The organism is Paenibacillus sp. Leaf72 (assembly GCF_001422685.1).
GTDB lineage: Bacteria > Bacillota > Bacilli > Paenibacillales > Paenibacillaceae > Pristimantibacillus.
In genome coordinates this window covers 1,737,184-1,752,039 of record NZ_LMLV01000001.1, presented here as the reverse complement: position 1 = coordinate 1,752,039, position 14,856 = coordinate 1,737,184, and the positions used below count along the sequence as shown (strand labels likewise).

The 14,856-nt window shown below is 47.3% G+C and carries 14 protein-coding genes; 10 read left to right on the top strand and 4 right to left on the bottom strand.

Annotated features, from left to right (window positions below):
- Positions 1 to 72: 72 nt before the first annotated feature.
- The 4 genes from ASF12_RS07520 to ASF12_RS33550 form a co-directional block, all read right to left on the bottom strand.
- Positions 73 to 789: an ABC transporter permease gene (locus ASF12_RS07520; RefSeq protein WP_056031657.1), complete on the bottom strand. Its 717-nt coding sequence runs from the start codon at positions 787 to 789 to the stop codon at positions 73 to 75.
- Positions 786 to 1,631 (bottom strand): ABC transporter ATP-binding protein, encoded by an 846-nt coding sequence (locus tag ASF12_RS07515; RefSeq protein ID WP_056031654.1) that lies wholly within the window; start codon positions 1,629 to 1,631, stop codon positions 786 to 788. The genes ASF12_RS07520 and ASF12_RS07515 overlap by 4 nt, the downstream gene beginning before the upstream one ends.
- A gap of 138 nt (positions 1,632 to 1,769) precedes the next feature.
- A complete protein-coding gene (locus ASF12_RS07510; RefSeq protein WP_056031651.1) occupies positions 1,770 to 2,705 on the bottom strand; it encodes a LytTR family transcriptional regulator DNA-binding domain-containing protein in 936 nt (311 codons plus the stop codon).
- Positions 2,706 to 3,060: 355 nt separating this feature from the next.
- Entirely contained in the window at positions 3,061 to 3,594 is a 534-nt protein-coding gene (locus tag ASF12_RS33550) for an ABC transporter substrate-binding protein (protein ID WP_081418658.1), read from the bottom strand.
- Positions 3,595 to 3,685: 91 nt separating this feature from the next.
- On the opposite strand from ASF12_RS33550, the gene ASF12_RS34310 reads away from it, so the two are divergent.
- From ASF12_RS34310 to ASF12_RS07450, 10 genes are all read left to right on the top strand, one after another.
- The gene (locus ASF12_RS34310) at positions 3,686 to 3,847 is read left to right on the top strand and encodes a hypothetical protein (RefSeq protein WP_155972869.1); all 162 of its coding nucleotides are present in this window, start codon (positions 3,686 to 3,688) and stop codon (positions 3,845 to 3,847) included.
- Positions 3,848 to 4,551: 704 nt separating this feature from the next.
- Positions 4,552 to 6,120 (top strand): sigma-70 family RNA polymerase sigma factor, encoded by a 1,569-nt coding sequence (locus ASF12_RS07500; RefSeq protein ID WP_056031645.1) that lies wholly within the window; start codon positions 4,552 to 4,554, stop codon positions 6,118 to 6,120.
- Positions 6,121 to 6,221: 101 nt separating this feature from the next.
- On the top strand, positions 6,222 to 6,578 hold the full coding sequence (locus tag ASF12_RS35510; RefSeq protein ID WP_235533075.1) for a hypothetical protein: 357 nt from the start codon (positions 6,222 to 6,224) through the stop codon (positions 6,576 to 6,578).
- A 63-nt stretch (positions 6,579 to 6,641) separates the two neighbouring features.
- Positions 6,642 to 6,965 carry a Cache 3/Cache 2 fusion domain-containing protein gene (locus ASF12_RS35505; RefSeq protein ID WP_235533074.1) on the top strand — a complete coding sequence of 108 codons (324 nt, stop codon included), beginning with the start codon at positions 6,642 to 6,644 and terminating at the stop codon, positions 6,963 to 6,965.
- Between the two features lie 85 nt (positions 6,966 to 7,050).
- A complete protein-coding gene (locus ASF12_RS07485; RefSeq protein ID WP_056031636.1) occupies positions 7,051 to 7,320 on the top strand; it encodes a hypothetical protein in 270 nt (89 codons plus the stop codon).
- 706 nt (positions 7,321 to 8,026) lie between these two features.
- A complete protein-coding gene (locus ASF12_RS07470; RefSeq protein WP_056031627.1) occupies positions 8,027 to 9,067 on the top strand; it encodes a LytTR family transcriptional regulator DNA-binding domain-containing protein in 1,041 nt (346 codons plus the stop codon).
- Between the two features lie 142 nt (positions 9,068 to 9,209).
- Complete coding sequence (locus ASF12_RS07465; protein ID WP_056031624.1) at positions 9,210 to 10,055, top strand: ABC transporter ATP-binding protein; 846 nt, start codon at positions 9,210 to 9,212, stop codon at positions 10,053 to 10,055.
- The gene (locus ASF12_RS07460; protein ID WP_056031621.1) at positions 10,052 to 10,768 is read left to right on the top strand and encodes an ABC transporter permease; all 717 of its coding nucleotides are present in this window, start codon (positions 10,052 to 10,054) and stop codon (positions 10,766 to 10,768) included. The genes ASF12_RS07465 and ASF12_RS07460 overlap by 4 nt, the downstream gene beginning before the upstream one ends.
- 360 nt (positions 10,769 to 11,128) lie before the next feature.
- Positions 11,129 to 12,715, top strand: a complete 1,587-nt coding sequence (locus ASF12_RS07455) for a gluconokinase (protein WP_056031616.1) — start codon at positions 11,129 to 11,131, stop codon at positions 12,713 to 12,715.
- On the top strand, positions 12,715 to 14,796 hold the full coding sequence (locus ASF12_RS07450; protein WP_056031613.1) for a beta-galactosidase: 2,082 nt from the start codon (positions 12,715 to 12,717) through the stop codon (positions 14,794 to 14,796). The genes ASF12_RS07455 and ASF12_RS07450 overlap by 1 nt, the downstream gene beginning before the upstream one ends.
- Positions 14,797 to 14,856: the final 60 nt, after the last annotated feature.

Here is a 14,856-nt window from a genome sequence, read left to right as displayed (position 1 = left end):
AAATACACATTTATAGTGGCTAGAGGCATCGACGAATCCATAAAGGTGTGGTCGCTCTCTTGGTTTTTTTCCCTACTCATCCTTTAACCGTCGTTGATACAAAACAACCGATACAATCGTTAATACAACCGTCCATGCCAAAATAATAAGGAGGGGTTTTAATAACTCTCCCGTCGTAAAGTCTGTAGGGGGTAAACCTAGCAAATGAACAAGCTGGCTACTGGGCATGTAATCCAGCACTTTGAAGACTGGATACTCATCCACAATAAATGCTCCCCATGGTGCTCCAGAGAATACGATCGTCACAGGAATTATAGATAATGACGCATCAAGCAACGTCTTGGAGAATAGACCACATATCGTCCCGACTGCTGTGTATAAAATAATCGAAAGAAGGATTGCTGCCACAAACGCCCATATACTAGCTGGTTCATAGCCAAATAGGTACGTAGCAATAACCAGAACAACAACAGACATGACAAAGACTAAAGTGCTTTTACCGATTAAAACATCCATGGTCGTGGCCGGAGTCATCATTAATGATCGTAAAGTGTTACGCTCCTTTTCTTCCGCAATCAAGCATGCTTGTACGAAACATGTTAGGAACACAAACGAAAGATTAAGAACTGTAGCGAAAGATCCAGGCAAAGACGAGGCGGCGCCAGCAGCTCGAAGAAGAAGTGCGAGGATAATTGGGAAAATCAACATAATGGAGAGGGCATAATTGCGTGAAAACTCTTTGTAATCCTTCACAAATATCGCTTGCGCACGTTTCAATGAGATACTCATAGCAGCTCACTTCCTGTCATTTTAATAAAAATGTCCCCTAGACTAGGCTCTTTCGTTTCTAATCGATCAATTAACCCTCGTTTCATCCAGTCGGATATTTGATCAGCCGTTCCATTATTAATCGGGAGCTCATAGGCTTGCCTATTGATTAACTCCACACAAACGACGTTTTCACGATGCTGTTTTTTAAGCTCCTTGGGCGAGCCGATGGTTTGGATTTGTCCTTTATACAAAATCGCTACACGGTTGCATAGCAATTCTGCCTCGGCCATATTATGCGTCGTTAAAAAAATCGTTGTCCCATTCTCATTTAAGCGGCGCAACCCTTTATAAATATGCGCGGAGTTTACCGGATCTAAAGCCGAAGTAGGTTCATCCAAAAATAATAATTCCGGCTCATGGATAATCGCGATTGCCAACAGGACACGCTGACGCATCCCTTTCGATAAGAGATTGACTTTCTTTTTGCGCTCTCCGCTTAAGTTTACAAATTGCAGCACCTTATCGATCGAAGATCTAGGAAGATCATATAACTTACGATACAGCTCCAGATTTTCCTCAATTGATAATCTCTCATATAGACCGCTATTATCCGTCAAAATGCCAAAGCGCATCTTCTGTGCAGACTGATTCATCATCTCTGCTGGCTTGTTAAATACACTTGCCTGTCCACTTGTCGAATTTAATTGCGCAGTTAAAATTTTTATTAATGTCGTTTTTCCTGAACCACTCGGACCTAGAAACCCAAAAATTTCTCCTGACGCAATTGAAAAAGACACATCTGCTAATGCATCCTTATTTCCAAAGCTCTTTCGAATATGTTCGACTTGGATAACATCCATTAATACCACTTCCTTAGAGTTGATGGCTTAAATATATAAAGATTGCACGCTTCCAGCCATCAAAACCCGCCGAAATGTAGCTTTTATCGCCTGAATGGTACCAGCAAATGCTTGATTGGTTCCACATGTCCCTCGGAATTAAAGGTTAAGAAGTGCTTTTAATTCCTGCAATTTTGAACGGGATAATGGAACTACGGCATCTTTACCTGTATTTAATCGCAAGCTGTAGCTATTCTTCGTCCATGTAATAATCTCTCTTACTTTTTGCAGATTAACGATATAGGATCGATGACACCTGAAAAATCCGAAATTTAATAATCTCTGCTCAAGCTCGGTTAGCGTCAAAGCACAGTCATAGTTTTCTCCATCCACATGAACAAGAATCGAACCATCTACACTTTCTATAAAATCGATTTCAGGCGGATTAAATAAAATCACTTTGTCCTTTCTTTTCGTATAAATCTTCTGCAACGTTATATTGGCCCGATCTTGTTCCTGCACTTCCTGTTTATCCTCGTCTGAGTCCCGAATATCCAATGAATGAAAACCGAGCTCGTTCAATCGATAAATGACATCACAGGAAATGAGGGCATCCTCTAAATTCGAAGTTAAAATTAAAATTTGCTTTTCCTTCGAAAGGTCATCCAAAATCCGTTTAAACTGACGACGATCTTGTTCTTCCAAGTAAAAATAGGGCTCTTCCAGTACAAGTGTAGGCTGATGCGCAAAATAGACACGCAGCAATGTCACATACATCCTTTTCGATGAGCTTAGATCCTTGATTTTCACCTTCCGTTCTTCTTTTAAAGCAAAATAATCCATTAACGAAGCGACACGCTCATTCTTCTCGGTTATTTTGATTAGAAAAGTGATTAGCTCTTCCACCGTTAAACGCATATACTCGTTTTGCTGAGCTCGAAATAAATAATAGTGGGAATGATTCACTAATTGATTCATTAAAAGCTGCTTTCGCTTCAAGTCCGTTATAATGCCAATCGATTGGTTCGATGTCATATTTAATTCAATCTTTGGTAGAAATAGTTCCCCATCATCATACACTGGTTCAAATTGCATGCCGTCCTCCTGGTCAGTTCCGCTATAGGATATATTAAACAATTATAAGGTGGGGATCCTTTTTTGTCAGTTTCTATTCATACCTAGCATAGGTCGGAAAAATACGATGAAAGGAGATTTTTCGCTGAAGCGATGGGAGTTCAGATAAGGGGAATCCGGTGGCTGCGGAATGGGGGATGAGGAGAAAACTTGAAAAAAAGCATAGTACGGTGCAAGGAGTACATTGATTATGAGGAGATGTACTTCTTAGCGTTGTGCTTTGGGGCGCGAAAGTCTACACCAGCGCAATAAGAAGGGGCGTTCCGAAGTCGCTGTTGACTTCTGGAACGCCCCTTATTCGTCTACTTCGATGAGATCAAGCTATCCGCGATATATTGCAGCTGGGATTGCATGGTGATGGGATCGTTGAACGTGTCCGCCTTGGAATCAAGCTGGAATACGTTACCCGCTTTGACGGCAGGAAGGCCCAGCCACACCGCGTTCTCATACACGAGCTTCGGATCGGCTGTATCGCCGGACCAGGGTGAAGTGAAGATGATATCGCCGGAATTGCGGGAGCGTCTCCAGCGAAATGGATGCCCAGCCCGTGCCGCTGTCGATGACTTCCTTCTTCCTGTACCTTAGGCTTCAACTCGTTAATTTGGGCTTCCCACTGCTCGATCCAAGCTTGGGCTTCGGCTTCCTTGTTCGTCAACTGGCCGAATTCGATCAGCTGATCCTTATACGTCTTGGCGCCGTAGTCGATGGCAACGACCGGAGCGATTTTTTGCAGCTCGTCGATGCCTTCCGTACCGCTGAACACGACGATCAGGTCGGGATGCAGAGCAAGCACGTTCTCGGGCATCGGCGTGTCGCCCAGGCTTTGCGCGCCAGCAAGCTTATCTTTCAAATAAGGGCTGGCTAGAACTTCTTACTGAACGCCGACCGGCGTGACACCGAGAGCGAGGAAGTAGCCTGTATAAAACGCAGTTCCGTCCACGATGCGTTACGGATTGCGCGAGACTTCGATATCCCCGTTGGCAGCTTTGAACGTAACGGTCTCGCCATCGCCTGCTGCTGCATCTGCTGTTTCCGTGGGAGCAACGGTCGCCGCTGGCTCGGAGGCTGTTGCGCTGCTGCCGTCGTTGACGCATGGGGGTTAAACGTTGACAACTGATTTTTTGGCGGCTCCGAGCAATTTGTCTGCATAGCTGCTTAATCATGCTTCCCGGGCTTCTAGCATTCTATCCTTTGTCAAATATGCATTCGGGTCGCACCAAAACTAGGTTGAAAAATGAGGGGGAATTTCAATATTCGTTCGAGCCATGCCGACCTTGTGCTTCGTGCTTTTCATAGTGAAAGACTCCTTGCCAAGGATGTAGACAAAAATTGCTTTCACGAGTTAATGTGAGATCAGAATGTTATCAGATAACTTGGTTGAACACGGCGTGGAAGGTTATCTCAATACAATAGCCCGAGAAAGGGGAAAAGATATGATTCATTGGTTTCGACATTTGCCGTATAAGTATATGGATGAAGCAGAATGGCCGCCATTCATACACAGTACTTGGTTTCGAGAGCATTATATGAAATTTGTTTATTTGTTGGATAAATTTTATTATATCTTCCTCGGATGTAATAAACTCAGTATTAATTTTAATCAAGCCTAATAGAACTGTGTTTTGTAAGGGGTATTACCGAGTAATTGAAATTTCATGCAAAGAATATGAAGGTTAAAATTATATAGAAGAGAACCGTGCCACAAGCAGCGGCATGTTACTACTATCTTATCAATAGAACCAAGTAACCTTTTGCAACGATACTGGCACTTTGTATATAGAAACTGAACACAGCGGAGGTGCAAGAGGTGCGGGAGTGGATCGAGGGAGCCCGGCTTGGCGACCAAATCGCCTGGGAGCGGATCGTGCAGCATTTTAGTGGCATGGCATTTTCTGTGGCATATGGAAAGCTAGGTGACTGGGGGCATGCGGAGGATGCGGTACAAGAAGCGTTCACGGAGGCTTTTGCCAATCTCACTAAGTTGCAAGAGGCGGATGCATTCCCGGGATGGTTCAAGACTATAGTCGAACGGCAATGCCAGCGTATTCTCCGCCGAAAAATACATTCCACAATGCCAATGGATGAAACAATTATAATGGATGCAGAGGAATTGAATGTGGAGTCCATTATTGAAAGAAAGGAATGGCAGGAGAGGATTCACCATTCCATCGAGGGTTTGTCGGGCAATTTAAAACTGGTAGTCCAATTATTTTATTTTCATGGATATTCGATAAAAGAAATATCAGGTTACCTTAAAGTATCTCCCTCTGCATTAAAAAAACGGTTGTTCGACGCCCGTAATAAGCTAAGAACGTCGCTGCTTGTTACCGACTTTGTATCCATGTTCAATGATCTTTACGAAGGAGGAGTATCCATGCTCCATATAGTAAATGGAGATATCGTCAGCGATAAGTTAAGGAAGGGAAACGTTCGCGGAGATATCTTGGTTTGGAGAGAAGTATATCCGGTAGGTCCGGTATTCGTAGAAACGGGGGAGCTCCATCAGAGGTCGCCCAGAGTGGAATATTTAGAGAGAACTCTAGGCATTCCAGCAGATGACTATGTGACAAATTGTAAGTCGCAAGAACAGATTCTGCGGAACTTTCACAAATACGATGAGATCGTACTATGGTTCGAGCATGATTTGTTTGACCAACTCATGCTGAGCTATTTATTGCACTGGTTTTCAAATCAGGCCCTAGGTCATACCAAGCTGAATTTGCTGTGCATCGGCGACTACCCAGGTATTAATTTGTTTAGGGGATTGGGGCAACTTACATCAAAGCAGTTGGAAACATTGTCAGGTACTTGGCAAAGGGTGGGAGAGAAGGAGCTTGAGACGGGCAGCATAATCTGGGAGGCGTACACATCGCCAAATATTGAATCACATGTTGAAATTTTGAATAAAGACACATCGGTGCTGCCCTTTGCTCACGCGGCGCTTGAACTGCACTTATCACGCCTGCCTTCCCCAATAAATGGGCTGGGAATCGTAGAGCAAACCATTTTGGAGCTTATTCGGCAAGGTGTGGATACCCCATGCAAGTTATTGCAAGAGATCGGGAACCGCTTAAGTGTACTAGGCATGGGTGATTTGGAATTATGGTATCGGTTAAGGAGTATGTCAGAACAACCGCATGCACTGATAAAAATACTAGGATCATCCCATACGTTTCCTGATTATCGGAAGAAAACTACCCCCTCCTTTGAAAATGGAAAAATTGCATTAACTGAGATTGGGGTGGAGGTAGTCGCGGGATTGAAGGACTGGATAAAGGTGAAGGGAATAAATGAGTGGTATGGCGGTTTGCGACTAAATGGTGATTTAGTATGGCGCTGGGACTCTCAAAGAAAGCAATTAATTTATATGCAATAAAGCAATAACTTGCCGTTGCAAACAGCGGACTGAACCGTACCGCAAGCCGGGAGAAATTTTCAGCATCCCCCGCTTGTTTGGCGCGGAAAGCTGCCCTCAAAATGCAGGGTCGGGCGCTTGATGTTAATACTGCCCGCGCCAAGGTGCAGGAGGAAATGTTTGCAAGTGCATCGGGGAAGCTGGCGGTGCTTAATGAAACGATTAATCAGATGATTGGAGCTACCGAAAAAAATGTGGATTTTTTGGCTGATCAGCTGCCAGCCGGCAATATCGGTCCTGTTCAGGGAAATGAGGACCCATTCGTACGGGCGGTACTGGACGCCTACAAACAAAAACACGACGACGTGGAACTGGCTTCGGTGGGCACCGATCAAGGCGTATACGCCAACGTTCCGAAAAGTGCGGTAAATCCGGCAGATTATGATCCGCGCAAGCGGCCCTGGTACATAAGCGCTTAGGAAAATAAAGGAAAGCCTACGATTATCTCGCCGTACATTTCCAGCAATACGGGCAATGTGGTTGTGTCGGTCGCCCAGACTTCCAAGGACGGGCATGGTGTTGTTTCGGTCAGCCTCTCGCTCAAGGCGTTGAGCGATTTAGTGAATTCCACCAAGATCGGGACGAAGGGCTATGTATATGTGCTGGATAAATCTAATGAATTTATTGTGCATCCCAATGAAAAAGCAGGCAGTGAAGCGACAGCTTCGCCGTATCCTGATATTTTCGAGCAAAAGCAAGGAAGTCTCGCCTATGGTCTACGGATGGAAGCAAGCAGCATGCATTTATTACGACAAATGAAAAAACAAGCTGGGTGCTGGTGGGGGTTATCGACGATAGCGAAGTGAGCGCGGCTGCCCAGCAAGCGACCGGGCTAGTACGTACGGGTACTGCTAAAATTCAGAGCGCTGTAACACAGCAGATGAAGCTTTCTTGAGCATCAACGCGGCTATTGATGACCTGACTTCCCAGGTAGAAGGGATTGCTGCCGCTTCGGAACAAATGTCCGCCAGCACCGTCGAGGTTGTTCAGGCCATTCAGTTCTTTAGTGAGGTGTCCGAGCGGAACGCTGCAGGAACAGAAAGTATTTCAGCTTCAATAGAGGAGCAGGTCGCTTCCATTGAAGAAATCGCTTCGTCGGCGGAAGAGCTGGCTCATTTGGCCCAAAATCTGCAAACATTGGTTGTTCGCTTTAAAATTTGAGTGTGATTCTGACAGCGATTTCGTTTGGCAGTGAGAGAGAGGCCCTAGATCACGATCGTAAGGTACGAGGGCGTTGGCGTCACTCCATACTTGCCTCTGGCTGCAGGCCGAATGACCCGCGATTGGAATGAGCAGACCCCGCGCTCAGAGAATGACCAGATAGCTAATGCGTTATTTGCTAAAACGGAAGAGGCTGATCGCAAAGTCGTGGAAAGAGTTGCGGAGGTAGCCGCTAATCGAGGAATTCACGCGCACAGGTGGGTCTTGCATGGCTGTTGCAAAAAGAAGATGCAGCCCCGATTATCGGGTCGACTAAAATCAGTCATTTCGAGGATGCGGTTTCGGCCTTATTGGTTAAATGGAACCCTGAAGAAATCACAAGTTTAGAAGAACGGTATGTTCCACATCCATTGGTATAAATTACGGAAATAAAGCATGAATCAAAAAGGGACTAAGTGGCTCCTATTGCTCCCTCTCACTTTGCATAAACACAAGCAGGGCCGGAAGTCCAACTCTAACGAGTGGCTGCCGGCCCTGTTTTATTTCATCTGCTCGTCCGCTCAGGCTCGCTGTCGAAGCTTCCCCCTAGCCGAAGCTGCTGCTGAACTTTTGCTTGCTGCTCCGATGCGTGCGTCGGTGGTACAATGGCAGATAAGGAAGCAACTGGTTAACCTATAAAATCAACTCGGCAGGAGGCGTTTTATATATGAATAAATTAGCTGCGAATACAGCCTTAAGCAATGGAGTTGGCTCAGATGTAATTGAGCTGGAATCCGGGCAATGCGTAGTTATACAATGCCATCACGATATTGGTCGTACGTTCATTCGGTCGGTTAGAGGAGAGGGCGTATCCTCCGGCTGCAAAATCTCCTATCGCGGGAAGCTGCTTTCTTTGGGCAGCAACGAAGCAGCTGGACAGGTCGGATTCAGCTGTTTGGACGAAGGACTTTATGAACGCTTGAAGGTTAGGGAGTATTTGTTATTTTGGGTGGAGCTGCATGGCATACGAACGGGGATAGAAGAGCTGTTAAGCAAGATCGGATTGGCGGGAAAGGCCAGCGAACGGATTTCTAAACTGAGCTATTCCGAGAAGCGGCTGCTCGGTTTTGCAAGAAGCATTCTTCATAATCCGGAGCTTTTGATTTGGGAGGACCCTGAGCAAAATCTCGATCTGGAGAGCTGTATGATTGTAAGAAGGATGATAGCAGAGCTGCTTCGTCAAAATAAGGCGATTTTAGTTACGTGCTCGACATTGGAGCAAGCGCTCTCGATATCTAATCGTATTTACGGACTGACGGGAAGCTCGCTTGCCCCGATTACGATTCAGGATGCCTCGGAATTCAATGAGTCTGAGCCTGTTCCCGGCGGCGACGAGCCTGAGGTTGCAAGGCGCGAGCAACAGCATACCCCAAGGCTAGCAAAGTTTATGGTAAAAACCGAAGACAAATACGTGTTCCTAGATCCCGGCGAAGTCCACTTTATTGAAAGCATCGAGGGCGTTACGCATCTGTATACGCAGGCCGGCAGCTTTGCTTGCTCATGGACGCTTGCGGAATTGGAGGCGAAGCTCAAGGCGTTCCGGTTTTATCGCTGCCACCGTTCCTATATTGTCAATTTGGACCAAATTGCCGAATTGATCGTATGGAGCCGCAACAGCTACAGTCTCGTCCTAAATGACGATAAAAAATCCAGAATTCCATTATCCAAGGGGAAGTTTGAAGAGCTGAAGACGATTGTAGGGCTGTAATTCTGCTCCGTTCACCGCCAAAATGGCTGCTTTCAGCGCGCAAATGGATCTTTTCATGGGAAATTTGCTGTTTACAGCTCTATTCACCGCTAAGCTGGGATGGAGCTTTCGGCTACTCATGTCAAGGGAAGGTGTAATCACCATGGAATCGATTATTGAGGTTCATGACCTCGAAAAACGGTACAAAAAGAAACAAGCGCTGAACAAGATTAGCTTTCAGGTCCGGCAGGGGGAAATATTCGGCTTCCTCGGTCCCAGCGGCTCGGGCAAAACGACAACGGTGAAAATTCTTACCTCGCAGCTGCTCTATAATTCCGGGCAAGTGAAGGTGCTGGGGAGCGATCCTGCACGAAGCCGACCCTCCGAGTTTCTGGGCAGAATAGGTGTGCTTACGGATAATAGCGGCACTTATGAGCGTCTTAGCGTGTATGACAATCTGGCTTTGTTTTGCTGCTTGTATGGTGTGCCCGAACGAAGAATTGAAACCGTTCTTGATGCGGTTAATTTAATCGGCGACAAGCATACGCTGGTCGGACGGCTCTCGAAAGGGATGAAGCAGCGGGTGACGCTGGCAAGAACGATTTTGCATGAGCCGGACATTCTTTTTCTTGATGAGCCCACATCCGCCTTGGACCCTGTGAATAGCGAGCGTATTCAGAAAACGCTGCGTGAAATGAACCGCCGGGGAACGACGATTTTTTTGACAACCCACAATATGCAGGAAGCGGAAATGCTTTGCGATCGCGTAGCCTTTCTGAATAATGGAGAAATCTCGGTTCTCGACACGCCGCAGGCTCTGCGCCTTCGCTATGGTGACCGTTCCATTACCGTGACTACGCCGCTCGGGAAGCAGATTGTTCAGCAGGATGAGGTGGGAGCGGGCTTCATACGGGACTTAATAAGAAGAGAAGAACTGTTAGCCATTCATTCCAATGAGCCTACGCTGGGGGATATTTTTGTGAAATTGACGGGGAGGGGACTGGAATGACGTTTTCCATACGCCGCTTCAGGGCCATGGTCAAAAAAGAATGGAAGGATGCGATTCGCAATCCGCAAATTTTATTAAATGCGGGAATGCCCGTACTGCTAGCCCTTTTATTTAAACAAAAAGAAAATGATCCGAGCGACCTGACGTTTCTTTCCATTCCTATACTAGTTGCCATCTCCATAACAGGAGCCTTTGTTCAGGCGAATATGATTGCCGAAGAGAAGGAGAAGAACACCTTGCGCTCCCTCATGCTGTCGCCTGCTACAAAGCTGGAGGTGCTTGCGGGGAAAAGCGCGACAACGACGCTGTTTGCTCTAATTGTCATCGCGGCCTGCTTGGCGATTTCCGGTGTGCCCGATGTGAATCTGTTCTTTTTGACAGTATTGGCGGTATTGCTGCTGCTTATTTTTATGGCATTGGGTACGATTATAGGCCTCATCGCACGAACGGCATCGGAATCTTCGATTGTAGGCCTTCCACTGCTGCTGCTGTTTATTTTTGGACCGATATTTGTTCCGACTTTGGATATGCCTGCCCTAATGAATATCATTAATGTGCTTCCCTCGCAGCAATTTGTCGTGGCCATATTAGAGCTTCATCAAAATGGGGGGCTTTCGGAAATGGGCGGAAATCTTCTTAGCCTGATGATGTGGACGGTTCTGTCAGGGGCGCTGTGCTTGCTGGTGTACGGAAAAAAACGGTTCGATAAATAAAAAGGAGGAACGGCCATGAATAAAGTAACCAAAAATATTATTTTAGGCGCTGCCGTGCTCATCGTATGCCTGATTGTGAGGAAGCTGTGGCTGCCTGATGGAATTTGGGGGCTTTTGGAGTAAGCGAGGCCTAAAGCAGTAGGATTTTGAGTTAGCACTAAGAGAGCTTGATCGTTCTTCACGGGACGAACAAGCTCTTTTAGTGCTGTTTCAAATAGACGGCTTGCAAAAATATTTGCGAATGGCACCCAAAATAATTCCATTCATCAAAAGGGCGCTCTTCGCTATAATCTAGTCTGACCGTTAATACCAGTTAGGCTAATAGGCAAGTTTGTAATAAGAAACCTTATGAGCTGTTCGATGAAAGCCGCAGTATTCTGTACATGCAAAGGTGGGCTTAATTTGCTCGATAACGAAATTATAATAGGGCTCGATATTGGTACAACAAGTACGAAGGCTGTCGCCTTCGGTCCCCAAGGACGCATACGCGGTATTCATTCAGTGGATTACCCGCTCATTTATCCCCGTTCTTTATGGGTAGAGCAAGATCCTGAAAGCTTGTTTCAAGCGACTATCACAGCGATTAGAGAAGTAATGCGCCGATCGGGAGCAGCAGCGAATGAGCTGATTGGCATTGGCATTAGCTCAGCTATGCATTCATTGATTGTTCTGGATCGCTCTAATAAACCGATAACTCGAAGCATGATATGGGCAGATAATCGCAGCACCGGGCAAGTCAAGCGATTGAAGGAAGAGCTGGAAGGGGAACAGATTTACCTGCGAACCGGAACCCCTATGCATCCCATGTCTCCCCTATCCAAGATTCTCTGGTTGAAGGAGGAGGACCCGAGCTGCTACGAACAAGCAGGAAAGTTTATCGGCATTAAGGAGTACATTCTGTTTCGATTATTTGATCGCTTCGTCATGGACTGCTCTCTTGCATCAGCTACCGGCTTGTTCAATTTGCAAAAGTTTGGTTGGGACGAAGATGTACTGGAGCTTCTGGGTATTCGAGAGGAGCAGTTGCCAGTTCTTGTGCCAACGACAGAAATATTGAACGGCTTGAACCCCATCTGGGCCGAGCGTATGGGCATAAGCATGGATACTCCTTTTGTTATCGGAGCCAGCGATGGTGTTTTGGCCAATCTTGGTGTAGGAGCTATTGGAGCCGGGGAGCTAGCCGTAACGATCGGAACGAGCGGCGCCATTCGCATGATGTCCGACACGGCGATAACAGATTCGTTCGGACGCACCTTCTGCTATGCATTGAACGAGCAGCGCTGGGTAATCGGCGGTGCAACCAGCAACGGCGGTATTGTTCTCAACTGGCTGCGGGATAAGCTGGCATCAGCGGAATGGGAGGAGGCAGCCCGTCTTGGCGCAGATATATATGAGCTGATGATTCAGAGCGCTGATCGTGTCTCCTCTGGTGCTGACGGTCTGCTTCTCCTACCCTTTCTCTCTGGCGAGCGAGCTCCGTACTGGAACGCTTCGGCGCGCGGTGTTTTCTTCGGCCTTAACCTGCAGCATAAGCGGGAGCATCTGATTCGAGCCGGATTAGAGGGTGTAATCTACAGCATTTTATCCGTTGGGGAGGCGCTGCAGGAGATTGCGGGGCCAGCTCGGGAAATCCGCGCTTCTGGAGGCTTTGCCAAATCACCGATATGGAGGCAAATGCTTTCGGACATGCTGGGACGAGAACTGCTTGTTCCAGAAAGTCACGAGGCTTCTGCATTGGGGGCAGCTATCGTAGCTATGCAAGCACTAGGACACATCTCATCCATGGATGAGGCTAGAGACTGGATTCATATTGCGGGTCGCCATGAACCATGCCTTGATCGCCACGCTATTTATAGTGAACTGTTCGCTATCTACACGCGGCTGTACGAGCGACTTGAACCAGAGTTTAACCATATTTCACGTTTTCAGGAGAGGAACAGAATTTAATGACTAAGCTTACTAAGCAGTTTCAATTGGGAGTTTGTTACTATCCGGAGCATTGGGCGGAGGAATTGTGGGAGGACGACTACAGACGTATGCGTGAATGCGGCTTTACGATTATTCGCGTTGCCGAATTCGCGTGGTCGATCTTTGAGCCGTCGGAAGGAGAGTTTCACTTTGACCTGTTCGACCGGGCTATTGCGGCTGCGCATAAGCACGGGCTTAAGGTCATTTTGGGCACGCCTACCGCAACGCCTCCTGCTTGGCTGACTACCAAGTATCCTGAAACACTTAACGCTGCTCAAAATGGCATGGTATACCAGCATGGCCAACGAAGGCATTTCACATATAACTCTCCTGTTTATAGAAAGCTGGCAGCTCGTATCGCTCGGCAAATGGCTGAGCATTACAAGGATCACCCTGCTGTAATCGGCTGGCAGATTGATAATGAGCTGAATTGTGAAATGAACGTGTTTTATTCGCAAGCCGATCATATTGCATTCCGAAGCTGGCTGCAGGAAAAGTACGGCACTTTGGAACAATTGAATCATGCTTGGGGAGCGGTCTTCTGGAATCAGACCTACAGCGATTGGGAGCAGGTGCACCTAACTCGTCCAACGGTGTCTAATGCCCCTAACCCGCATCAATCACTAGATGAAAAGCGTTTTTTCTCAGATAGCGCCATCTCCTATTGCCGTATGCAGGCGGATATCATTAGGGACATCGTGCCAAGCTACCAGTGGGTCACGCATAACGGAATATTTGGACATCTGGACAACCATAAGCTGACACGGACATCGCTTGATTTTATGTCCTATGATTCATATCCCAATATTAGCACCATTATGCCCGATTCCGGGGATCGTCCTCTGCTGGATCAAAAATGGAGCTGGAACCTCAGTGTCGTGCGCAGCATTTCGCCACACTTCTGCGTAATGGAGCAACAGTCGGGCGCATGCGGCTGGTTTACCCGGCTGGAAACGCCAGCCCCTCTGCCAGGGCAGATGCGGCTTTGGACGTATCAGTCCATAGCTCACGGAGCAGATATGGTGCTGTATTTCCGCTGGCGTACGGCGTCCATCGGCACCGAGATGTACTGGCATGGCATCAACGACTATTCTAATCACGACAACCGTAAAGTGCGGGAAGCCGCTCTCGTGGGCAAGGAATTGCAGTTGGTTGGCAGCCAAATCGTAGGACAGCGTTATCTGGCAGAAGTCGCCATAATCAAAAACTACGACAATGAATGGGATGGCGAGTTGGACAGCTGGCATGGGCCGCTGGAGAGGTACAGCTTGCTCGAATGGTACAAAGCCTGCGTTCGCGCTCATATTCCAACCAATGCGCTCTACCTTGATGAGGAAACGACGCTGGAGGATCTGTGCTCTTACAAGCTGCTGGTGTATCCGCATGCGACGCTCATCACCACAGCCCACGCCAAGCTTCTAGAAGCTTATGCAAAACAAGGCGGTACGGTTATATTCGGCTGCCGCAGCGGCTATAAAGATGAGAACGGCCACTGCCGCATGGAGCCATTGCCGGGCCCGCTTGTCGATCTGTGCGGTATTGAAGTCGAGGATTTCACCCGTATAGGCCCGTATCAAGCAACACCAGATATTACGTTCGAGGAAGATGGAGGCACCCAGCTATCCGTACAAGCACCGGAATTTAATGATATACTCCGCATCACATCAGATTCGGCGCAAAGCGTAGGCCATTATAGTGGTGGAAGCTATTATGAGGGAAGTGTCGCAGTTTCCCGAAATACGCTGGGCAAGGGAACCGTTTATTATTTTGGCGCGGCATTTACTGAGATTGCGGCGACGAAGCTGCTGACTTTATCAGGGCTGTCCTCTCCCGCGGCAGAGTTAATGGAGCTGCCGGAGCAGGTTGAGCTGCACCGCAGACAGCGGATTGACAGTGAGCAAGATACTTGGTTTCTACTCAACTATGCGCATACCAGCCAAACTGTCGTAATCCGTCAGACGATGCGCGATCTGCTGTCGGGCAAGGTGCTGCAGGGCGCTGTGACCATGCGGCCGTTCGATGTACTTCTATTAGTATCAGGTGGAGAAATAAACGAATAGTAAGATACAAGAAATAACTTTGGGAATTTTACCGTGATTGCCAAATGGCTAATATATTTA